This is a genomic window from Mesorhizobium sp. M6A.T.Ce.TU.002.03.1.1 (genome assembly GCF_003997275.1).
GTDB lineage: Bacteria > Pseudomonadota > Alphaproteobacteria > Rhizobiales > Rhizobiaceae > Mesorhizobium > Mesorhizobium mediterraneum.
The window spans coordinates 1-21200 of the sequence record NZ_RZTI01000105.1; the positions used below are offsets into that span (position 1 = coordinate 1).

Annotated in this window: 21 protein-coding genes; 7 read left to right on the forward strand and 14 right to left on the reverse strand. The window is 63.0% G+C overall.

The genetic code is table 11. The features are described 5' to 3' along the window. The 12 genes from EOC93_RS24820 to EOC93_RS24885 form a co-directional block, all read right to left on the reverse strand. Positions 1–623: SDR family NAD(P)-dependent oxidoreductase (locus EOC93_RS24820; protein WP_127205921.1), on the reverse strand; the 623-nt coding region annotated here is incomplete at its 3' end. 220 nt (positions 624–843) lie between these two features. Further along, positions 844–2313, reverse strand: a complete 1470-nt coding sequence (gene purF / locus EOC93_RS24830; protein WP_095483185.1) for an amidophosphoribosyltransferase — start codon at positions 2311–2313, stop codon at positions 844–846. Between the two features lie 79 nt (positions 2314–2392). After that, the gene (locus tag EOC93_RS24835) at positions 2393–3061 is read right to left on the reverse strand and encodes a CvpA family protein (RefSeq protein ID WP_095483186.1); all 669 of its coding nucleotides are present in this window, start codon (positions 3059–3061) and stop codon (positions 2393–2395) included. A gap of 27 nt (positions 3062–3088) precedes the next feature. Continuing rightward, complete coding sequence (gene radA, locus EOC93_RS24840; protein WP_127205922.1) at positions 3089–4492, reverse strand: DNA repair protein RadA; 1404 nt, start codon at positions 4490–4492, stop codon at positions 3089–3091. Positions 4493–4742: 250 nt separating this feature from the next. Continuing rightward, positions 4743–6233, reverse strand: a complete 1491-nt coding sequence (locus EOC93_RS24850) for a replicative DNA helicase (protein ID WP_095483188.1) — start codon at positions 6231–6233, stop codon at positions 4743–4745. 206 nt (positions 6234–6439) lie between these two features. Next, the gene (locus EOC93_RS24855) at positions 6440–7411 is read right to left on the reverse strand and encodes a small ribosomal subunit Rsm22 family protein (protein WP_095483189.1); all 972 of its coding nucleotides are present in this window, start codon (positions 7409–7411) and stop codon (positions 6440–6442) included. 3 nt (positions 7412–7414) lie between these two features. Beyond that, on the reverse strand, positions 7415–7738 hold the full coding sequence (locus EOC93_RS24860; RefSeq protein ID WP_095483296.1) for a YnfA family protein: 324 nt from the start codon (positions 7736–7738) through the stop codon (positions 7415–7417). A gap of 85 nt (positions 7739–7823) precedes the next feature. After that, positions 7824–9113, reverse strand: a complete 1290-nt coding sequence (locus EOC93_RS24865) for a cyclopropane-fatty-acyl-phospholipid synthase family protein (RefSeq protein WP_095483190.1) — start codon at positions 9111–9113, stop codon at positions 7824–7826. A gap of 177 nt (positions 9114–9290) precedes the next feature. Further along, positions 9291–9875 carry a 50S ribosomal protein L9 gene (gene rplI, locus EOC93_RS24870; protein WP_095483191.1) on the reverse strand — a complete coding sequence of 195 codons (585 nt, stop codon included), beginning with the start codon at positions 9873–9875 and terminating at the stop codon, positions 9291–9293. A 212-nt stretch (positions 9876–10087) separates the two neighbouring features. After that, entirely contained in the window at positions 10088–10336 is a 249-nt protein-coding gene (rpsR, locus tag EOC93_RS24875) for a 30S ribosomal protein S18 (protein ID WP_006203718.1), read from the reverse strand. Then, positions 10336–10830 carry a 30S ribosomal protein S6 gene (gene rpsF / locus EOC93_RS24880; RefSeq protein ID WP_029354402.1) on the reverse strand — a complete coding sequence of 165 codons (495 nt, stop codon included), beginning with the start codon at positions 10828–10830 and terminating at the stop codon, positions 10336–10338. The genes rpsR and rpsF overlap by 1 nt, the downstream gene beginning before the upstream one ends. Before the next feature lie 305 nt (positions 10831–11135). Next, the gene (locus tag EOC93_RS24885; RefSeq protein ID WP_127205923.1) at positions 11136–13061 is read right to left on the reverse strand and encodes an LTA synthase family protein; all 1926 of its coding nucleotides are present in this window, start codon (positions 13059–13061) and stop codon (positions 11136–11138) included. 267 nt (positions 13062–13328) lie between these two features. On the opposite strand from EOC93_RS24885, the gene fabD reads away from it, so the two are divergent. After that, entirely contained in the window at positions 13329–14270 is a 942-nt protein-coding gene (gene fabD, locus EOC93_RS24890) for an ACP S-malonyltransferase (RefSeq protein ID WP_127205924.1), read from the forward strand. A gap of 60 nt (positions 14271–14330) precedes the next feature. Next, positions 14331–15068, forward strand: coding sequence for a 3-oxoacyl-[acyl-carrier-protein] reductase (gene fabG, locus EOC93_RS24895; protein ID WP_127205925.1), 738 nt, complete (start codon positions 14331–14333; stop codon positions 15066–15068). A gap of 478 nt (positions 15069–15546) precedes the next feature. Here fabG and EOC93_RS24905 read toward each other — a convergent pair whose 3' ends face one another. Continuing rightward, positions 15547–15843 (reverse strand): hypothetical protein, encoded by a 297-nt coding sequence (locus tag EOC93_RS24905; protein WP_095483195.1) that lies wholly within the window; start codon positions 15841–15843, stop codon positions 15547–15549. A gap of 25 nt (positions 15844–15868) precedes the next feature. Then, on the reverse strand, positions 15869–16270 hold the full coding sequence (locus EOC93_RS24910; protein WP_127205926.1) for a hypothetical protein: 402 nt from the start codon (positions 16268–16270) through the stop codon (positions 15869–15871). Positions 16271–16476: 206 nt separating this feature from the next. Between EOC93_RS24910 and EOC93_RS24915 the strand changes: the two genes are divergently transcribed. The 5 genes from EOC93_RS24915 to EOC93_RS24935 all read left to right on the forward strand — a co-directional run. Further along, on the forward strand, positions 16477–17172 hold the full coding sequence (locus tag EOC93_RS24915; RefSeq protein ID WP_164759266.1) for a DUF3011 domain-containing protein: 696 nt from the start codon (positions 16477–16479) through the stop codon (positions 17170–17172). 453 nt (positions 17173–17625) lie between these two features. Next, positions 17626–17862, forward strand: a complete 237-nt coding sequence (locus tag EOC93_RS24920) for an acyl carrier protein (protein ID WP_006203723.1) — start codon at positions 17626–17628, stop codon at positions 17860–17862. Between the two features lie 34 nt (positions 17863–17896). Continuing rightward, entirely contained in the window at positions 17897–19159 is a 1263-nt protein-coding gene (fabF, locus tag EOC93_RS24925; RefSeq protein ID WP_127205928.1) for a beta-ketoacyl-ACP synthase II, read from the forward strand. Positions 19160–19261: 102 nt separating this feature from the next. Then, positions 19262–20488 (forward strand): endolytic transglycosylase MltG, encoded by a 1227-nt coding sequence (mltG, locus tag EOC93_RS24930; protein ID WP_126107136.1) that lies wholly within the window; start codon positions 19262–19264, stop codon positions 20486–20488. A gap of 177 nt (positions 20489–20665) precedes the next feature. Beyond that, a partial coding sequence (locus tag EOC93_RS24935; RefSeq protein WP_164759267.1) for a YicC/YloC family endoribonuclease occupies positions 20666–21200 on the forward strand: 535 nt, incomplete at its 3' end.

Here is a 21200-nt window from a genome sequence, read left to right on the forward strand (position 1 = left end):
GGATCCTCGCCAGGCACCGCCTGCGCCCGCATGGCGGTGCGGGTGGCGCCGGGGTCGGCGGCGTTGACCCTGAGGGCCAAGTTTTCCGTCTCGTGCGCCCAGGAACGCATCATGGTCTCGACCGCCGCCTTCGACGCAGCATAGGGCGCCCAGAAGGCCCGCGCCGAATGGGCGGCGTTGGAGGAAAGCACGATGGCGCGACCGGCATCGGAGAGTCTGAGCAGCGGGTCGACCGAGCGGATCAGCCGCCATGTCGAGGTGACGTTGATGGTCATCACCTTCTCGAAGGTCTTGGCCTCGACATGGCCGATCGGCGAGATCACGCCGAGCACCCCGGCATTGGCGACGAGAACGTCGAGCTTGCCCCAGCGTTCGTGGATGGCACCGCCCAGCCGGTCGATGCCGGCCATGTCGGCGAGGTCGAGCGGCACAAGCGTGGCTTGTCCGCCCGCCGCCTTGATCTGATCGTCGAGTTCCTCCAGTCCGCCGACGGTGCGGGCAACCGCGATGACATGCGCTCCGGCAGCGGCAAGTTCCAGGGCGATGAAGTAGCCAATGCCGCGCGAGGCGCCGGTGACGACCGCGACGCGGCCGGAAAGATCGAGGGCAGGGGCGGGGATCATGCGAGAGCCTCCGTGAGTAGGCGTGAAAACACCCCCCTCTGTCCTGCCGGACATCTCCCCCTCAAGGGGGGAGATTGGCCCTCATCCGGCTCAGCGCCCGTTTTGCGACCGTCGCGATTGGCGAAAGTCGATAGTTCAGCCGATCTCCCCCCTTGAGGGGGAGATGTCCGGCAGGACAGAGGGGGGTAAACTGGGGAAGGCAAATCGTGGTCCGGCAACCCTACGACCCGCCCGCCGCCAAGAGCGACAGCGTGCGCACATTGTCGGAACCTTCGAAGTCGGCAAGCCGGGTCGGGTATTGCCCGGTGAAGCAGGCGTCGCAGAATTGCGGCTGCTCGTTGTCGCGGCCGGCCTCGCCGACAGCGCGGTAGAGCCCGTCGATCGACAGGAATCCGAGCGAATCGACGCGGATAAATTCGGCCATCTCTTCCACCGACATGCGCGACGCCAGCAGCTTCGACTTCTCCGGCGTGTCGACGCCGTAGAAGCAGGAGGCGCGTGTCGGCGGCGAAGCGATGCGCATGTGCACTTCCTTGGCGCCGGCATCGCGCACCATCTGCACGATCTTCTGGCTGGTGGTGCCGCGCACGATCGAATCGTCGACCAGCACCACGCGCTTGCCTTCGATCATGCGGCGGTTGGCGTTGTGCTTGAGCTTGACACCCATGTGGCGGATCGAATCGCCAGGTTGGATGAAGGTGCGGCCTACATAGTGATTGCGGATGATGCCGAGCTCGAATGGGATGCCCGCGGCTTGCGAAAAGCCGATCGCCGCCGGAGTGCCGCTGTCCGGCACCGGCACGACGATATCGGCGTCGACCGGACTTTCGAGCGCCAGCTCGGCGCCAATGCGCTTGCGCACCTCATAGACATTGCGGCCTTCGACAGACGAATCCGGACGAGCGAAATAGACATATTCGAAGATGCAGAAGCGGGTCTTCTGCGGCTCGAAGGGAAACAGGCTCTCGATGCCCTTGGCGGTGACGACGACCATCTCGCCGGGCTTCAGGTCGCGCACGAAACGCGCACCGATAATGTCGAGCGCGCAGGTTTCGGAAGCCAGGATCCAGGCGCCGTCGAGATCGCCGAGCACCAGCGGGCGGATGCCGAGCGGATCGCGGCAGCCGATCATCTTCTTTGCCGTCATCGCCACCAGCGAGAAGGCACCCTCGACCTGGCGCACCGCATCGATGAAGCGCGAGTTGAGATCGCGTTCCCTGCTGGTGGCGACCAGATGCAGCAGCGTCTCGGTGTCGGAGGTCGACGAGAAGATCGCGCCCTGTTTCTGCAGCGCGCGCTGCACGGTCATGGCGTTGGTGAGGTTGCCGTTGTGGGCGACGGCGAAGCCGCCATCGGCGAGCTCGGCGAAAAACGGCTGGATGTTGCGCTGGCCGGCGCCACCGGTGGTGGCATAGCGCGTGTGGCCGATCGCGCGATTGCCTTGCAGGCTGTCGATGACGCGCTGCTTGGTGAAGGTGTCGCCGATCAGGCCGACATGATGTTCGACATGGAACTGGGTACCGTCATAGGAAACGATACCGGCCGCTTCCTGGCCGCGATGCTGCAACGCATGCAGGCCAAGTGTGACGATAGCTGCGGCGTCCTGCCGGCCAAAAATACCGAACACACCGCATTCGTCGTGGAAATGATCGTCAGCTTCGGCGGAAAGCACGTCGTCTGCGTCTGCCATCTTCAGCTCCGCTAAAGTCGCTATATAGTGTGATGACTGCTCGAGAGCAACGTAGAGTTTGCGGCTTTTCACATGATCGTCAGTTTGCCGGCGCCGGATTGGCCGGTGCATTGTCGGCCGGTGGCGCGTCGGTCTCGCTGCCATCGAGCGCCGGAGCATCGTCGCCGGTTGCCGGCGCGTCCGCTGCCGGTGCATCCGCCGCCGGTGGCGTCTCGGCGCCGGTCTCGGGTGCCGGCTGGCTAGGATTGAGCCTGTTGAGGATCGCGTTTTCCGGGTCCTCGGGCAGCAGGCTTTCGAGCTTGGCGCCGAGCGATTCGAGCAGCGGCCGCGACTTGGCGTTGGCGACCCAGCCCGGAGCCTTGGGACCGGCCAGCCAGTTGAAGAACAGCAGGGCCACCGCAACGACCAGAATGCCGCGCGCCGCGCCGTAGAGGAAACCGAGCGTGCGGTCGAGCGCGCCGATCCTGGAATCGATGATCCAGTCGGCGAGTTTCATGGTGATGACGGAAACGACGATCAGCGCGATGATGAAGACGATGCCGGCGGCGGCCACCATGGCAATCTTCTCATTGTCGACATAGGGCTGAACGTAAGGCAGGACCGGTTTGTAGAAGAAGAACGCCGCCGCTGCCGCCACTATCCAGGAGATGACCGAGAGGATTTCGCGCGAAAAGCCGCGAACCATGGCGAGCATCGCCGAGACCAAGGTGAAGCCGACGAGAATTCCGTCAAGCAGCGTAATCGGCATGTCTTTTGCCCCACTTCATGAGCCGCGTCATTCTTGCTCGTCGGCGCGGCTGCGCCGTGAGCCGGCTATGCGCGCCACGAGATCGGCAAGCTCGGTGGGCTGGAAAGCGCCGGCCCCTATCCCCCCGGCAAGTTCCTCGCTGCCTAAAGGCAGAACCGCGCTTCCAAAACCCAGCTTTTCGGCTTCCTTCAGGCGCTGCTGCGCATGCGCAACCGGCCTTACGGCGCCCGAAAGGCTGATTTCGCCGAAATAGACGCAATCGGCCGGAAGGGCAAGACCGGTGAGCGAGGAAACCAGTGCGGCCGCCACCGCCAGATCGGCGGCCGGCTCCGAGATACGGTAGCCGCCGGCAACATTGAGATAGACGTCGTGGGTCCCGAAGCGGACCCCGCAATGGGCCTCGAGAACCGCGAGGATCATCGACAGCCGGGCGCCGTCCCAGCCGACGACGGCGCGGCGTGGCGTGCCCAGCGACGACGGCGCCACCAGCGCCTGGATCTCGACCAGCACCGGGCGGGTTCCCTCCATGCCGGCGAAAACCGCAGCGCCCGGCGCTTTCGCATGGCGTTCGCCGAGAAAAAGCTCGGACGGATTGGCGACCTCGCGCAGGCCCATGTCAGACATTTCGAAGACGCCGATCTCGTCGGTCGGTCCGAAGCGGTTCTTGACCGTGCGCAGGATGCGGTAGTGGTGGCCGCCTTCGCCCTCGAAATAGAGCACGGCGTCGACCATGTGCTCGACGACGCGAGGGCCCGCGATCTGGCCTTCCTTGGTGACATGGCCGACGAGCACGATCGCCGCCCCTGTGGATTTCGCATAGCGGATCATCGCCTGGGCGGCGGCGCGCACCTGGGTGACGGTGCCGGGCGCCGAATCGGCCATGTCGGTCCACAAGGTCTGGATCGAATCCAGAATCACCAGATCCGGCCGCTTGCCGTCGGCGATGGTGGCGAGGATGTCCTCGACATTGGTTTCGGCCGCGAGTTCCACCGGAGTGTCGGCGACGCCGAGCCGCTGCGCGCGCAGCCTGATCTGGGCGACGGCCTCTTCGCCTGAGACATAGACGATGCGGTGGCCCTTTGCCGCGAGTGCCGCGGCCGCCTGGGTGAGTAGCGTCGACTTGCCGATGCCGGGATCGCCGCCGACCAGGAGGGCCGAGCCGCGCACGAAACCGCCGCCGGTGGCGCGGTCGAGCTCGCCGATGCCGGAGACGATGCGCGGCGCGTCCTCGATGTCGCCGGACAAAGTCGTGAGCACCACGGCGCGGCCCTTGCGGGCATTGCGGGTGTTGGCCGGACCCGAGCCGATGCCGCCGGACGTGCCTTCCTCGACCAGCGTGTTCCACTCGCCGCAGGCATCGCATTTGCCGGCCCAACGCTGATGCACTGAACCACAATTCTGGCAGATGAACTGGATGCGCGATTTGGCCAAACTGCTACCTTCCCGCCAATTGGCGAGCGCCGTGATCCTTCGCGCCCCCCTCTGTCCTGCCGGACATCTCCCCCACGAGGGGGGAGCTCGGATTGCGCTTCGGGCTTCGCCAACTTTCGGCGTTGCAGAAAAGAGGGCTGGCGTAGATGACAGCCAATCTCCCCCCTCGTGGGGGAGATGTCCGGCAGGACAGAGGGGGGCGCCGTAGAGCGCTGCTGTCCCGCATCTTTGGTGCGACGTCGGTCAAAAGCTACTCAAACCTCTCCGCAATATGATGCTCCTCGGCGAGGTCGGAGAAGCGGGTGAACTCGCCCTGGAAGGCGAGGCTGACTGATCCGGTCGGTCCGTGGCGCTGCTTGGCAACGATGACCTCGGCCTTGCCGCGCATCTCGTTCATCTCGTTTTCCCATTTGATGTATTCGTCTGTGCCGGGCTTCGGCTCGCGGTTCTTCAGATAGTATTCCTCGCGGTAGACGAACATCACCACGTCGGCATCCTGCTCGATCGAGCCCGATTCGCGCAGATCCGAGAGCTGCGGGCGCTTGTCGTCGCGGCTTTCGACTTGGCGCGACAGCTGCGACAGCGCGATGATCGGCACGGCAAGTTCTTTGGCCAGCGCCTTCAGGCCAGTGGTGATCTCGGTGATTTCCTGCACGCGGTTCTGCGAGGATTTCGCGCTCGATCCTTGCATCAGCTGGATATAGTCGATGACGATGACGTCGAGGCCGCGCTGGCGCTTCAGCCGTCGCGCGCGCGCCGACAGCTGGGCGATCGAGATGCCGCCGGTCTGGTCGATGAATAGCGGGATCTTCTGCATGGTCTGCGAGCAGGCGACCAGCTTTTCGAAGTCCATCTCGCTGATCTCGCCGCGGCGGATTTTTGACGACGGGATTTCGGTCTGCTCGGAAATGATGCGGGTGGCGAGCTGTTCCGACGACATTTCGAGCGAGAAGAAACCGACGACACCGCCATTGGCCGCCTTGAACGAGCCGTCGGCCTGTTGCGCCGGCACATAGGCCTCAGCGATGTTGAAGGCCATGTTGGTGGCGAGCGATGTCTTGCCCATGCCGGGGCGGCCGGCGATGATGATCAGATCGGACGGCTGCAGGCCGCCCATGCGGCGGTCGAGATCGCGCAGGCCCGTGGCGACACCTGACAGATGTCCGTCGCGCATATAGGCGGCGTTGGCCATGTCGACGGCGGTTTTAACCGCGTCGGTGAAGCTCTCGAAGCCGCCATCGTAGCGGCCGGTCTCGGCCAGCTCGAACAGGCGCCGCTCGGCATCCTCGATCTGCTCGGACGGCGACATGTCGACCGGCGCATCATAGGCGATGTTGACCATGTCTTCGCCGACGGTGATCAGCGCGCGTCGCGTGGCGAGATCGTAGATGGCGCGGCCGTAGTCGGCGGCGTTGACGACGGTGACCGCCTCGACAGCCAGCCGCACGACATATTGCGCAACCGTCATGTCCCCGACCTTCTCGTCGGCCGGCAGGAAGGTCTTCAGCGTGATCGGCGTCGCTACCTTGCCCATGCGAATGAGCTCGGCGGCGACCTCGAAGATTTTTCTGTGCAGCGGCTCGTAGAAATGACCGGATTTCAGGAAGTCCGAGACGCGGTAGAACGCATCGTTGTTGACGAGGATCGCGCCGAGCAGCGCCTGCTCGGCCTCGATGTTGTTCGGTGCCTCGCGATATAGCGGTGTTTCCGCCACGCCGAATTTTCGTGCTGCCTCTGCCATGATGTCCCCGGTTTCGATCCCGGTCTCTCGATATCAGAACGGGATAAGTCGGTGATGACTTATCTGCATCAGTCCCCATCCAATCGGCTTTGGTGCCCGCGATTCACAGCCAAGATCTTTCGGTGGAAAGAATCTTGATTGACTCGAATCAAGATGGCGAGCCTAGCCGTTCTCTAGAGAGAACAAAACAGGAAAATAGCTGCCAATCACTCCGGCAGCGCGTCGCCCCAGTCGAGCCGCCGCGCGGTCTTGAACATCTCGCCGTCGCGCTTGGTGAACAGTTTCTCGTCGACACTGCCGTCCTTTTCGCAAAGTTTCAGCAGGACCTTTCCCGAGCCGGGTTTCGGCGGTGCTATCACCCGCGCCTGCGGGGGGTGGACGGCCGGATGGCGGGAGGCGGCGACATAGATGAATTTCTCGTCCTCCCATGGCACGTCGGCGTCCTTGGCCAGCCGGTGCAGGCGCGAGCGCGCGACACGGCGCGAAAAATGGCACCAGTCGGGCGCCGCGAGCGGGCAGGGCGCCTCATGAGGGCAAGGCGCAAGCACATGCGCGCCCGCCTCGATCAGGTGCCGCCGCACGGCAAGTATGCGCTGCCATCCGGCCGGCGTGCCCGGCTCGACGACCAGCAGCGTGTCGTCGGTCAGGTGCCAGAGCCGGTCGATGAGTTTTGGCAGCGATGCCGGCGCGATCTCGTCCAGCACATAGGCGCAGGTGACCAGCTCGGCCGGCTTGAGGTCGGCAAGGTCGATGGTGACATCGCCGGCCAGCCAGGCGATCCTGGCCGTCATCGCCTCAGTGGCAAGCGCCTCGCCGATCCGGCGCACCGCGGCGCTCGCCTCGATCAGCACCGCCTGCTCGAGGTCGGGCCAGAGATCGAGCGCGGCCCAAAGCACCGTGCCAGGGCCAGCGCCGACATCGAGCAGGGTTTTCGGCGCATAGTCGGGCCGTGCCTCGCTGACCGCATCAAGGCTGGCACGGACGGCGGCGTAGGTCGCCGGCAGCCGCGTCGCCAGATAGGCCTTGACCGCCATCTCCTCGGCCATGTGCAGGCGGCCGTCGCGCAACTCGGCGCGGTAGCGGTCCGATAGCGTCTTTGCCGCCTGCTTCAATGTCGGCAGCGGCACTTTTTCGAGGAGGCGCTCGACGCCCTGCCGAAGCGGGATAGGCAGTTCCATAGCTCACGCCCCCCGAGGCGCGAGCAGGATGACCGAGGCGCCGACGATGCAGAGCGCGGACCCGGCAATATCCCAACGGTCGGGACGCACGCCTTCCACCAGCCACAACCATCCGAGCGAGGCGGCAATGTAAATGCCGCCATAGGCGGCATAGGCGCGGCCCGCCGCACTGATGTCTACCAGCGCCAGCAGGAATGCGAACAAAGCGAGTGAGGCCAGGCCTGGAGCCAGCCACAGCGGCGACTTTTCCAGCCGCCACCACGCCCACGCCGAAAAACAGCCGGCGATCTCGGCAAGGGCAGCAACGATATAGATGAGATAGGTCATGAAAAAAGGTCTCGCGGCGATGGCGAGACCTTTTTCAGCGTGCGGGCCGGCAATGGCAAGCGGCAATGGCGAGATCGCCGGAAGTCTATTCCGTATCCGCCACCTTGCGGCGGCGCGCGGGCTTGGCGGCAGGGGCTTTTGGGCGATGCCCCATGTCGCGCATGTCCAGCGCCTTCTCGCATTTGGCCATGTAGTCGCGCGTCATCGGCAAGGTATCGTTCTTCTTGGCAATCTGGATCTGGAAGATCACCAGGTCCTGCCAGCGGAAGGCGGCTTCAGAGGCCGCCAGATAGAACTCCCACATGCGGCAGAAGCGCTCGTCGTAAATCGCCTTGGCCTTGTCGCGATTGGCAGCGAAGCGCTGGCCCCAGTGCTTCAGCGTATCGGCATAATGCAGCCGCAGGATTTCGATGTCGGTGACGACGAGGCCCGACTTCTCGATCGCCGGCATCACCTCCGATAGCGCAGGGATGTAGCCGCCCGGGAAGATATACTTGCGGATGAAGGCGCTGGTTGCCCACGGCACACCGGAGCGGCCGATCGTGTGCAGCAGCATGACGCCGTCCGGCTTCAATAGCGTCGCCGATTTGTCGAAGAAGGTGCGGTAGTGGTTGACGCCGACATGCTCGAACATGCCGACCGATACGATGCGGTCGAAGCGCTCGTTGAGTTCGCGATAATCCCTCAATTCGAAATGCACGCGGTTTTCCAGACCTTGCGCATGGGCCCGGTCGGTGGCGACGCCATGCTGTTCGGTCGATAACGTCACACCTTGCACGTCCACGTCGAAGGACTTGGCGAGATAGAGACCGAGCCCGCCCCAGCCGGAACCGATGTCGAGCACGGTTTGGCCGGCCTTCAGCCTGAGCTTGGCGGCAATGTGGCGCTTCTTGGCAGCCTGCGCCTCATCGAGCGTCATATCCGGCTGCTCGAAATAGGCGCAGGAATACTGCATGTCCTCGTCGAGGAAGAGCCTGTACAGGTCGCCCGACAGATCGTAGTGGCGCTGCACGTTGCGGCGCGCGCGCGCCGCCGTGTTGATCTGCTGCAGGCGGCGGAAGGCGTGGCGCAGGCCCTCGATCGCTTTCGACCAGGTGGCATCGATGCCGCCGCTACCCATGTTCTGGAAGGCGATGCGCATGACCCCCAGCACGCCGCCCTCGAGTATGTCGAGTTCGCCGTCCATATAGGCTTCCGGCACCGCCAGCATCGGATCGAAGGTAATGGCGCGCTCGGCATGCGCGGTCTTGATGTGCATGTGCACCGGCTCGCCGCTGCCGTCGCCGAACATCACCGACAAGCCCTTGGGTCCGGTGACTTTGAGATTGCCGGTGCGCACCAGGCGGTCGAGAACGCGTTTCAGCAGAATATTCATGACCAAATGTCCCCTCTCGGTCAGACAGCCTGTCCTACTCTGCATCAACATATAGGGTTTCGAAAAGTTCCTGTTGGCACAAAAATGCCCGGGCGAGGCGCCCGGGCATTGGTCCAGAAATAACTGGAAGCCGACGAAATTGTTTAGAGCGCCGCGCTGACGCCCTGTGACGTGCAATCAGCCGTTGTCTTCACCGCCTTCGAACTCGGCATTGGGGTCGAAGAAGTTGTCAGGGCGCGCATTGTCATTGATGTCTTCGCCATAGATGGCTTCGGCGGTGGTCAGCATCTCGCCCTTGGCCTGGCGCTCGGCTTCGTCGGCCGTGCGGGCGATGTTGAGCGTGATGGTGACCTCGACTTCCGGATGCAGCGCGATCGCCACGTTGGTAAGACCGATGGTCTTGATCGGCTGGTTGAGCAGGATCTGGTTGCGGTTGACCGAAAAGCCTTCCGCCGTCAGCAACTCGGCGATGTCTCGGGTCGACACCGAGCCGTAGAGCTGGCCGGTTTCGCCGGCCGAACGCACGGCGATGAAGCTCTTGCCGTCGAGCTTTTCCGAAACCTGCGTGGCCTCGGACTTGCGCTCGAGGTTACGGGCTTCGAGCTGGGCGCGCTGGCCTTCGAACTTCTTTTTGTTGGCTTCGTTGGCGCGCAGCGCCTTGCCCTGCGGCAGCAGGAAGTTACGGGCGAATCCGTCCTTGACCTTGACGGTGTCGCCCATCTGGCCGAGGCGGGAAACGCGCTCGAGAAGAATGACATCCATGGTTTTGTTCCTTCGTTTGGGCGCCAAAATCACTGGCATCGACGCCGAATTGTCTGGAACAGGTCAGGAAGCAGAGGGCGTCGCCGCCAATGTCGCTGTCCTGCCTGTCGCGGCAGTTAGAGGTCTTCACCTCAACCCGGGGTTTGATGTAGACCCCGCGGCGCCCGTCGCCGTGGGAAAAAGCGGGCGGCGAACCGCCCGCTGAAAGAGTGTTAGCGAACCACGTAGGGCAGCAGGCCAAGGAAGCGGGCGCGCTTGATCGCCTTGGCGAGTTCGCGCTGCTTCTTCTGGCTGACGGCGGTGATGCGCGACGGCACGATCTTGCCGCGCTCGGAAATGTAGCGCTGCAGAAGACGTACGTCCTTGTAGTCGATCTTGGGCGCGTTGGCGCCGGAGAACGGGCAGGTCTTGCGGCGGCGGTGGAACGGGCGCCGGGTCGGGATCTGGTTGATGTCGACCATTATTCTGCACCCCCTTCAACACCTTCGCGCGGACGGCGCGGACCACGGTCTGCACCGGCGTCGCCACCGAAGCTGCGCGGCGGACGATCGCCACGGTCGCCGCGATCGCGGTCGCCGAACGAGCGCGGGCCGCGGTCACGGTCGCCGAAGCCACCGCGTTCCGAGCGCTCTTCGCGCTTCTGCATCATCGCCGACGGGCCTTCCTCATGCGCATCGACCTTGATGGTGAGGAAACGCAGCACATCCTCGGACAGGCCCATCTGGCGCTCCATCTCGTTGAGCGCGGCCGGCGGGCAGGTGATGTCCATGAGCGTGTAGTATGCCTTCCGGTTCTTGTTGACCCGGTAGGTGAGGGACTTCAGTCCCCAGTTCTCGACCCGGCCGACGGACCCACCATTCGCGGAGATGACACCCTTGTACTGTTCGACAAGCGCATCGACCTGCTGCTGCGAGAGGTCCTGCCGGGCAAGAAACACATGTTCGTAAAGAGCCATATTGTTCTTTTGCCTTTCTTCGTTTCTCTCCCGGTTCCCGGCGGCAAAAGCCTCTGCAACTTCTCTGACCCGCCGATCCCTAAAGGAGGCGGGGAAGAAAGGAGCATGACGAGACGGTCGAGAGCGGAGACACGGGAGGCGGAAGCGCTTCTGGCCCCACACGAAGGTTTTCGAAAAACCTCCGGCCCTCCGTTCAGCCCCCAGCAAGGACCGGCAGATTGCGGGCGTCTATACAGGAATCCGGCTGGATGGCAAGGGCGAGCCGAAAATCCGCCGCTGCAAGGACGACATGTCGCGCGGCAGCTTTAGCTTGTATGCGGGACCAGCTTCTTCACCGTTTCCGGGAAGAAATCGGGCGCTGCGTGGCGCTTGCCGAACATCATGTCGTATTGCAGCAGGCGGAAATCGCGAATGGCCGGGTCGATTTTCTTCTTGCGCGCCCAGTCCGGCGTGGCCCCGCCCGCCGGCGTCAACAGCAGATTGCGGTCGACGACACGGTAATGCTCGCGCATCTGGCCGAGGAAGCCGGTGTAATAGGGGTGGCTGATCCCGGCCGTGGTCAGGATATGGTAGGGCAGGAAGGCGGGGCTTACCGCGCCCATTTCCGCGGCCGGTCCGGTGCGGTTCGACCATACGATCAGCGGCGTCTGGTGATGCCGCAGCATCTGGTCAGGCGACTCCTTGCGCGGCGCGACATTGTCCTTGAGGAAGCCGGTTTCGACATAGACCGGACCGAGCGGCGGCAGATGGTCGCCGAAGAAGGCGATGACCGTCGGCCGCTGGCGGTTCTTCGCCCATTCGACAAGGCGCTCGAGGCCCTTGTCGGCGTCGGATGCTCCCTCTGTGAAGCTCAGCAGCGAATCCTTCGCCCATTGGCTGGTCGGCGCCTGCACCTTGTGGGTCGGATTGTAGTAGCGATTCGGCTCATAGGGACCGTGGTTCTGCAGGCTGACGGCGAAGAAGAAGAACGGATCGTCGGTGGCGTCGGCCTCGCGGATGATCTCGTCGGTCATCGCCGCGTCCGAGGCCAGCGGCCCGCGCTTTTCGAGATATGGCAGGTTTTCCTCCGACTTGAAGTCGTCGAAACCGAAATCCGCATAGACCGGCGTGCGGTTCCAGAACCAGCTCGTGCCCGGATGGATGGCGCGCGTCTCATAGCCTTGGCTCTTCAGGAACGTGGCCATCGACGGCACCGGAGCGCGGACATATTGCTGGTAAGGGATGCTGCCGGCCGGCAGGAAGGCATTGGAAAAGCCGGTCAGCGCCTCGAACTCGACATTGGCGGTCATGCCGCCGAATTCGGGCGAGAACATCGAGCCCGAGCGCAGCGTCCGCACATTGGGAATCGGATCGGGCGTGATGGTGACGCCGGGCAACTCGGTCGGATCCCAGAAGGATTCGCTCATGACGATGATGATGTCGGGCTTCTCGGCCGGTACGGAGACCGTCACGTCACGCCTGTCGATTGCCGCGATCGACTTGTCGGAATAGCCCGCAGGCGCCGAGACGTGGGCCATCGGCACGTTGAGCGCGAAGGCGAGCGCGAAGCCGTTGGAGGCGTAGTTTTCCTTCTGGTCCCACATGATCGGGATGATCTGCAACCGGTCACGCGTCCACGAGAAGGTCGCGTAATCCATGATTGAGACGAAGAAGGCGAGCAGCGGCACTGTCAATGTCAGCCGGGCAAGGCGGCCCTTACGGCTGAGCGCCGGTACCCGGCGGCGCCATAGTCGCCAGCCATAGACGAGCAGCGATAGGCCGCCAACGATGCCGACCGCCATAGCGATGGCGGTCCCCGGGCGTTCGCGCACCAGAAGCGGCATCAGCGCCACGATCTGGCGTGAATACAAGAAATCGGTCGGATAGAGCGGATCGCCGAGATAGAGCGATTTCTGATGGCCGACAAAGGCCAGCGCCAGCGTCAGCGGCGCGACGATCATCAGGCTCTGGTGGCTGCGGCCGAGCACGGCATCGAGACCGATGAGGATCAACGCGAAAATGATGATGGTGGTCCAGCCCGGCTTGAACGGCTGCAGGAAGAAGGCGACGGTGCCGGCAAAGTCGCCGCGCACGATCAGTTCGACCGCAAACACCAGAATGGCGGCAGCGAGCAGGCTGACGAGGCCATAGCGGATAACGGGCCATTTCCGGCCCGGCAGATAGCCGGTGGCCGGATCGCCTTCCAGAAACTGTGGCGCGGCCTTGCCGGCGCCTTTCCTAGTCCTTGCCAACTTACAATTCCCCCGACCATACACAAAAGCGTCATTGAGCTGTCATCGATATGTCACAAAAAGCTAGCGCCTGTGGCTGAAATAAGAAGAGCCAGCAAACGAATCGTGAGCGATTTTCATCATGAGTGATCGACAAAAAGCCTTTTGGAACAGGCACTCGGCCAGCGATGCCGAGCCGGAGCGGCTCGGATTGGGCTGATGGCGGACTTGACTTGCCCGCCTGCCTTGCGTCACAGGCAGGAAAAATCAGCCGCTTGGGAGCCACAGATGGCCGTCGCATTCACCTTTCCGGGACAGGGCAGTCAGGCCGTCGGCATGGGCAAGGACCTCGCCGACGCTTTTCCGGAATCGCGGAAGATCTTCGAAGAGGTCGACGACGCGCTCGGCGAAAACCTGTCGAAGCTGATCTGGGAAGGGCCGGAAGAGACGTTGACGCTGACCGCTAATGCCCAGCCGGCGCTGATGGCTGTGTCGCTTGCCGCAATCCACGCGCTGGAATCGCGCGGATTCTCGCTGAAGGACAAAGTCGCCTATGTCGCCGGCCATTCGCTCGGCGAATATTCGGCACTTGCCGCCGCCGGTTTCGTGTCGGTCGCCGATGCAGCCCGGCTCTTGCGTATCCGCGGCAATGCCATGCAGGCGGCAGTGCCGGCCGGCGAAGGCGCCATGGCGGCGATCATCGGGCTGGAACAGGCCGATGTTGAAGCCGCCTGCGCTGAGGCGGCCAAAGGTTCAGTTTGCCAGATCGCCAACGACAATGGCGGTGGCCAGTTGGTGATCTCCGGCGCCAGGGCGGCAGTCGAACTGGCGGCGAAGCTGTGCACGGAAAAGGGCGCCAAGCGGGCGCTGATGCTGCAGGTCTCCGCGCCTTTCCATTCGGCGCTGATGACACCGGCGGCCGAGATCATGCGCGAGGCGCTGGCCGGGGTGACGAAGAACGCGCCTTCCGTGCCCGTGGTCTCCAACGTGTCGGTCACCCCGTCCAGCGATCCGGACGCCATCGCCCGCCGCTTGGTCGAACAGGTGACCGGCCGCGTGCGCTGGCGCGAAACGGTGGAGTGGTTCGGCGCGAATGGCGTTGCGACGCTCTACGAGGTGGGCGCCGGCAAGGTGCTGTCGGGACTGGCGCGGCGCATCAACCGCGAAATCGCCACAGGCGCTGTCGGCACGGCGGCGGATGTCGAGGCGGCATTGGCGGCGTTCGCATAACCGAACCACGATTTGACCCCACCCGTGTGAAGGGTGTTCTCTTAGATCAGGAGACAAGACATGTTCGAATTGACCGGCCGCAAGGCGCTCGTCACAGGCGCATCGGGAGGCATCGGCGAGGCGATCGCCCGGATGCTGCATGAGCAGGGCGCCATCGTCGGCCTGCACGGCACCCGCGTCGAAAAGCTGGAGACGCTGGCTGCCGAGCTCGGCGACCGGGTCAAGCTGTTTCCGGCCAACCTTTCCAACCGCGACGAGGTCAAGGCGCTCGGCCAGAAGGCCGAGGCCGATCTCGAAGGCGTCGACATTCTCGTCAACAACGCCGGCATTACCAAGGACGGGCTGTTCGTGCGCATGGCGGACGCCGACTGGGATAGCGTGATCGAGGTCAATCTGACCGCCGTGTTCAGGCTGACCCGCGAGCTCACCCATCCGATGATGCGGCGCCGGCACGGCCGCATCATCAACATCACCTCGGTGGTCGGCGTCACCGGCAATCCTGGCCAGACCAATTACTGCGCCTCCAAGGCCGGCATGATCGGCTTTTCCAAGTCGCTGGCGCAGGAGATCGCCACCCGCAACATCACCGTCAACTGCGTCGCCCCGGGCTTCATCGAATCGGCGATGACCGACAAGCTCAACGACAAGCAGAAAGAGGCGATCATGGCGGCGATCCCGACACGGCGCATGGGCACCACCGCCGAAGTCGCTTCCGCCGTCGCCTACCTCGCCTCCAACGAAGCTGCCTATGTCACCGGCCAGACCATCCACGTGAATGGCGGCATGGCGATGATTTGATAAAAGTCAGTTGCATTCACATTTGGCGTTCGTCCAGCAAACTGGCGACGTTTCGCCGTGGACCTCACCCTCTATGCATGATGCCTGCTTACCTGCCGGGCAGGTAACCTGACAGCCCCCGCAAGCCTCGTTCGAAGGCGCGTTGCAGGAGGTTTCACGACCGGTGGGAAAAGAAGAACCGGATGATCCTCTTGAACAGGAACAAACCGACATGGTCCCCCAGACGGTGGTCCGCCACAGACCGGACCAGGAACTATTTCCGCACACCTGAGGGCACTTTTTCTGAGCGTCCGCATCGTTAAAGATAGGACCGGCCTTATGCTCGTTCGGCAATCGGTGGTTCACTTCTTTTGCGTGCACCGGCAGTGCTGTCGAAATCGCGGTGACGATCAAAAGCAAGATTGCAGCAATCGAGTCCTCTTTTCCCACGAAGAACAGTATTCAGCTCACTGAACGTTTCGATTTCCATTTCTGGCGGTCAGAGCGTCTCGGCAGCGATGGCGCAAGCAGTCTTTTCCTCAGGTGGACCGAACTTTGCCATTGCGGCTTTTAGATCGGCTTTGTCGAGGCCAAGCTGTGCGACAAGGGAGCTTGCAAGTGTGTTCGCCTGCTCTTGCGTCATCAGCTTTTGGCCCACCGCGGTATCGATGGTCCTGCAGACCGCTCCGATTCCACCGATCGCGGAGCCACCGACTTCGCCTATGAGTCCGCCGCCCAATGCGCCTACGACTACGCCAAGGCCTAGCACCAAAACATAAGAAAAGAAGCGCAGCATCTAACCCCCTTAAGACCACAATCGGTCAGCAGGCCGCATCCGGATCGGCGGCCTTCATCGATTTGCACATCGATTCGTCGATATCTGCTTGATCTTTGCGCACAAGGTCGCTCGGCGATGTCGGCGCCGGCGCTGAATTCTCGGGACTATCGACGAGCGTGCCAACCCCATGTCCACCAATATAGTTCCCATTGGCGTCGTAGTTGGCGTTGCCATTCTTGTCGAACGCGGGTGGCCGAGACCCCGACTCGGCTTGTGTCGGACCTTTCGGAGCTGAATAGCTCACGACTGGCTGACGGTAGCCTGCATAAGGCGTCGGATTCGTTGAACCGCAACCGGAAACAACGAGTGATATTGCCGCCAGTGCGATGAGCGACTTTGTACTACTGAGCGCAGCCTTCCGGATCATGTTCATGAAAAACAGCATAGACCGGCACAAGTTCGTTGCAAGACCTTCATCAAGTGACGTTAGGTGAACACAATATCGGTGCCTTTATTTCACTGGAGACAGGTAAAACTCGTGGGCTTTTCAGGCGACAAAAATCGTTCATTTGCCCCCGTGCGTCTGCCCGTGCCACATGTACGACTCGAACTGGGTCCGGTTGCCGCTTCCCATTTCAGGAGGAACACCTTGTGAAAAAGTTTCCATCGGCATTCTTCTCGGCGGCGTTGGTCGTCTTCCCAGGCATCTCTCTCATGCCGGCTGCGGCAGCGCCTCACACTGTAGACTGCAGTTCGGTCAAGAATAGGTATGTGGAATGCGCGGCAAGGTATGCTGCACCTGTGCTTGTTATGCAGAAATCGTCGCGCCCATGCATTCTGAACAACACATGGGGATACAACCCAGAGACAGGTTATATCTGGGTTACCGGCGGTTGCCGGGGTGTCTTCGCTGACCAGGATGGCTACCACCACGGGCAAGCCGGCGGCATGGACCCACGTGCAAGGCGGTACAGCAACCAGGGGAATTTTATCGGCTACGGCCCTTTGATCGTGGTGAAGAGAAATACGATCAACCAGAAGGTGATGATTCAAAAGAATGAACTGACAATCATCAATAATCGTCACGATACCGCACGTGTAGCGGACCCGGAGGCAACGCGCGAGATAGATTCGACGCCACAATTCGATAGGAACGGGGAACCGAATTTCGACACGGAGGGTAACTATATTGGGCCCCACGGTCTCGGCGCGTTGGTCGACGCCCCCGAGGCGGAAAGTGCGGCTTCAAGTGGCGATGATCAATCGCTGGGTCAACAGGGCAATGGGGGTGACGTTGACGGGACCGAAGACGAGGCCTGCGGCGGCGATAGCAGTCCGTGCCCTTGACCTGCTCCTGTCATGGACACTGTTCGCGAAGTAATTTTCCTTCGCGTTCGCTCCTCGTATCCGAACAGATTGCCTCACGCTATTCGACTGTATTGAATGAACTCACGATCTGATTTGGCCTGACCCGCAAACTGCGCTTTCGCCGGTCGCCCAGCGCCGTTTTCTGCGCTTCCGCGGCCCTTGGACTTGTAGGCCGGCTCCGCTCCGGCTCTCGACAAAACGCTGCTTGTCTTGGCAGAGCGAGTTATTGGGCAAGCCTCGACTGCGACACTGGAAAAGAGACCATTTCGTCTTGGACGCGCGGCGTTTTTCGTGTAATGCGGCCCGCAACCCGGCGGTTCGGGCAAAAACCGGTCCGGTGCCGTTGCGTTTCCGGCAGGACCATCTTTCAGCTTGATTAGCGGCATTCTGCCCGCTAACGAAGACAGACAACCAAAAGACGAGGATGCCCAAATGAGTGACACCGCAGAGCGCGTCAAGAAGATCGTTATCGAGCACCTTGGCGTCGATGCCGATAAGGTGACGGAGCAGGCGAGCTTCATCGATGATCTGGGCGCGGACAGCCTCGACACGGTCGAACTTGTCATGGCGTTCGAAGAAGAGTTCGGCGTCGAAATTCCCGACGATGCGGCCGAAACCATTCTGACTGTTGGCGATGCAGTGAAGTACATCGACAAGGCTTCGGCCTGACGCTATTTGCAGTCATCACCGAGGAGGACCTGCGATGAGGCGTGTCGTCGTCACGGGCCTTGGGCTGCTTTCGCCGTTCGGCATGGGCTTCGAGCATAGCTGGAAGGAGCTTCTGACCGGCCGCAGCGCAGCCAAGCGCATCAGCGAGTTCGAGGTGGAGGATCTTGCCTGCAAGGTCGCCCACGTCATTCCGCGCGGCAACGGTGATAACGCCACCTTCAATCCCGAGGCCGTTCTCGAGCCGAAGGAACTGCGCAAGATCGGCGACTTCATCCTTTATGGGATCGCGGCCGCCGACGAGGCGTTGAAGGATTCGGGGTGGACGCCGAAAACGCATGAGGAGCAGTGCGCCACCGGCGTGCTGATCGGCTCCGGCATCGGTGGCATCGAAGGCATCGCCGAGAACGCGATGATCCTGAAGGAGCGCGGACCACGCCGCATCAGCCCGTTCTTCATCCCCGGCCAGATCATCAATCTCGTCTCCGGCCAGGTTTCGATCCGGCATGGGCTGAAAGGTCCCAACCACGCCGTCGTCACCGCTTGCTCCACCGGCGCGCACGCCATCGGCGATGCCGCCCGGCTGATCATGTGGGGCGATGCCGACGTAATGGTCGCAGGCGGTGCCGAAGCGCCGGTGACGCGGCTGTCGATCGCCGGTTTCGCTGCTTGCCGTGCGCTGTCCACCGACCGCAACGACGCTCCGGAGACGGCTTCGCGTCCCTATGATCGCGACCGCGACGGCTTCGTCATGGGCGAAGGCGCCGGCGTCGTCATTCTGGAAGAGCTGGAGCACGCCAAGGCGCGCGGCGCCAAGATCTATGCCGAGGTAACCGGTTACGGTCTGACCGGCGATGCCTATCACATCACTGCGCCGGCCGAAGATGGCGACGGCGCCTTTCGCTGCATGGTTGCGGCGCTGAACCGGGCCAAGCTGACGCCCGCAGACGTCGACTACATCAACGCGCACGGCACCTCGACCATGGCCGACACGATCGAGCTCGGCGCCGTCGAACGGCTGGTCGGCAACGCCGCGTCGAAAATATCGATGTCGTCGACCAAGTCGTCGATAGGCCATCTTCTGGGTGCGGCGGGCGCCGCCGAGGCGATCTTTTCGATCCTCGCCATTCGCGACAACATCGCGCCGGCCACCATCAATCTCGACAACCCGGAGCGCGAAACGGCGATCGACCTGGTGCCGCACAAGCCGCGGGCCCGCCAGATCGACGTGGCGCTGTCCAATTCCTTCGGCTTCGGCGGCACCAACGCCTCGCTGGTCTTCCAGCGCTACAATGGCTGACCGGTCTGTCGACCGGCGCGGTCAGCGCGTGTCGTCAATTTTGCCATATTCGCCCCTACTCTGCCCAAGGGGATTCGTTGCAAGATCAAACGGTAGGGCGCCATGAACACAAATCCGGCGGACAACGGGGAATTCGGGCAACGGTCCGCACCGTCGGGTCCGATCGTGCCGAAGACGGCCAGCGAGGCATTACGGCCTGAAGCCGGCACACCGCCGCCCAAGCGCTCGCGCGCTTCGCGCAGCCAGTTCGTGGTGTTCATGAACTTCGTCATCTCCTTGGTGATGCTGTTGGTTCTGGCGGCCGGCTTTGCATTGTATTTCGGCAAGCAGGAATTCAACGAGCCCGGCCCGTCGGCCAATGCCGACACCTTCCTGGTCAAACCGAGCACCGGCGTCCAGGAAATTGCCGAGCAGCTCGAGCGGCGCGGACTGATCAGCGACGCGCGCATCTTCCGCCTTGGCGTGCGTGCCTTTGGCAATGACGCCGCGCTGAAGGCCGGCGAATACGAGATCAAGCCGCAGGCCTCCATGCGCGACATCATGGAGCTGCTGAAGAGCGGCAAGTCGGTGATGTATTCGCTGACCGTCCCCGAGGGGCTAACCGTCGAGCAGGCGCTGCAGCGCATCGCCGATCAGGCAGCGCTCGACGGCGATATGCCTGCGACCATTCCACCCGAGGGCAGCCTTGCTACCGACACGCTGCGTTTCACCCGCGGCGCGACACGCCAGCAGATGGTCGACAAGCTTTTGGCGGATCAGAAGAAGCTGGTCGACGACGTCTGGCAGCGGCGCGCTCCCGATCTGCCTCTGGCCAGTGTCGATGACTTCGTCATCCTGGCTTCGATCGTCGAGAAGGAGACGGGCAAGGGCGACGAACGCTCACGGGTCGCCGCCGTCTTCCTCAACCGGCTGGCCAAGGGCATGCGGCTGCAGTCAGATCCGACCATTATCTATGGGCTGTTCGGCGGCAAGGGCAAACCCGCCGACCGCCCGATCTACCAGTCGGACATCAAGAAGCCGACGCCCTACAACACTTATCTGATCAACGGCCTGCCGCCGACGCCGATCGCCAATCCCGGCCGTGCGGCGCTGGAAGCGGTGGCCAACCCGTCGAAGACCGACGACCTTTATTTCGTCGCCGACGGCACCGGCGGACACGTCTTTGCTGCAACGCTCGCCGAGCACAACGAGAACGTCGCCCGCTACCGGGCTCTCCAGAAGAAGCTTGCCGATGAAGCCGCCAAGGCCGGCGCTGCCAAGGCCGACGCCGCCAAAGTGGAAGGTCAGACCGATGCGCCGGTGGACGGCGATACGGGAGCGGCGCAGTAGCGCCGGACGGTTCTGGGATCGTCCCTCCGATTCGTTTGACGGCAGGGACGTGCCGATTTTTTAATCCGGAGCGCCTTGCGTCCGATTCGGCGCGAAAAGGCGCTCCAGCATTTTGAAACCGCATGATCTGGCCGGAATCGCTTCCGGGGTCATGCGCCAGGGGGTCGCAAGGGCAACATGAATTTGCAGAGCATGACCGGTTTTGCACGGGCTGTCGCCGAACATGACGGCACGTCGATCGCCTGGGAGGTCAAGTCGGTCAACGGCAAGAGCGCCGAGGTCAGGCTGCGGCTGCCGCAGGGCCTTGAGCGACTGGAGCCGGCCGTCAGACAGACGGTGCAAAAGCGCTTCTCGCGCGGCAATTTCCAAGCAACGCTGACCGTCGGCCGCGCCGCCGGCCAGCAGGCGCAGCCCGTGGTCAACGAGGCCTTCCTGAGGGATCTGGCGGAGTTGGCCAAGCGGCTGCAGGAGCAGTTCGGCGCAGCGCCGGCGACAGCCGACGGGCTGCTTTCGCTACGCGGTGTGCTCGACATCCCCGAAACCACCGAAACCGAAGAGGCGCGGGCGGCACTCGACAGCGCGATTCTCTCGGCGCTCGAAGTGTCGCTGGGCGGGCTGGAGCAGGCACGCCAGGGCGAGGGCGCCGCACTGCGCTCGTTGCTGTCCGGCCATATCGACGCCATCGCGGCGCTGACGCTGCGCGCCGAGGCCG

Bases quoted from the DNA above. Each gene is read 5' to 3' on its own strand.
- rplI (WP_095483191.1), bottom strand. From the start codon at position 9,875: ATGGATGTCATTCTTCTCGAGCGCGTTTCCCGCCTCGGCCAGATGGGC.
- rpsR (WP_006203718.1), bottom strand. From the start codon at position 10,336: ATGGTCGACATCAACCAGATCCCGACCCGGCGCCCGTTCCACCGCCGC.
- EOC93_RS24865 (WP_095483190.1), bottom strand. From the start codon at position 9,113: ATGAATATTCTGCTGAAACGCGTTCTCGACCGCCTGGTGCGCACCGGC.
- EOC93_RS24860 (WP_095483296.1), bottom strand. From the start codon at position 7,738: ATGACCTATCTCATCTATATCGTTGCTGCCCTTGCCGAGATCGCCGGC.
- EOC93_RS24855 (WP_095483189.1), bottom strand. From the start codon at position 7,411: ATGGAACTGCCTATCCCGCTTCGGCAGGGCGTCGAGCGCCTCCTCGAA.
- fabD (WP_127205924.1), top strand. From the start codon at position 13,329: ATGGCCGTCGCATTCACCTTTCCGGGACAGGGCAGTCAGGCCGTCGGC.
- EOC93_RS24850 (WP_095483188.1), bottom strand. From the start codon at position 6,233: ATGGCAGAGGCAGCACGAAAATTCGGCGTGGCGGAAACACCGCTATAT.
- fabG (WP_127205925.1), top strand. From the start codon at position 14,331: ATGTTCGAATTGACCGGCCGCAAGGCGCTCGTCACAGGCGCATCGGGA.
- mltG (WP_126107136.1), top strand. From the start codon at position 19,262: ATGAACACAAATCCGGCGGACAACGGGGAATTCGGGCAACGGTCCGCA.
- EOC93_RS24835 (WP_095483186.1), bottom strand. From the start codon at position 3,061: ATGCCGATTACGCTGCTTGACGGAATTCTCGTCGGCTTCACCTTGGTC.
- rpsF (WP_029354402.1), bottom strand. From the start codon at position 10,830: ATGGCTCTTTACGAACATGTGTTTCTTGCCCGGCAGGACCTCTCGCAG.
- fabF (WP_127205928.1), top strand. From the start codon at position 17,897: ATGAGGCGTGTCGTCGTCACGGGCCTTGGGCTGCTTTCGCCGTTCGGC.
- EOC93_RS24920 (WP_006203723.1), top strand. From the start codon at position 17,626: ATGAGTGACACCGCAGAGCGCGTCAAGAAGATCGTTATCGAGCACCTT.
- purF (WP_095483185.1), bottom strand. From the start codon at position 2,313: ATGGCAGACGCAGACGACGTGCTTTCCGCCGAAGCTGACGATCATTTC.
- EOC93_RS24905 (WP_095483195.1), bottom strand. From the start codon at position 15,843: ATGCTGCGCTTCTTTTCTTATGTTTTGGTGCTAGGCCTTGGCGTAGTC.
- EOC93_RS24910 (WP_127205926.1), bottom strand. From the start codon at position 16,270: ATGCTGTTTTTCATGAACATGATCCGGAAGGCTGCGCTCAGTAGTACA.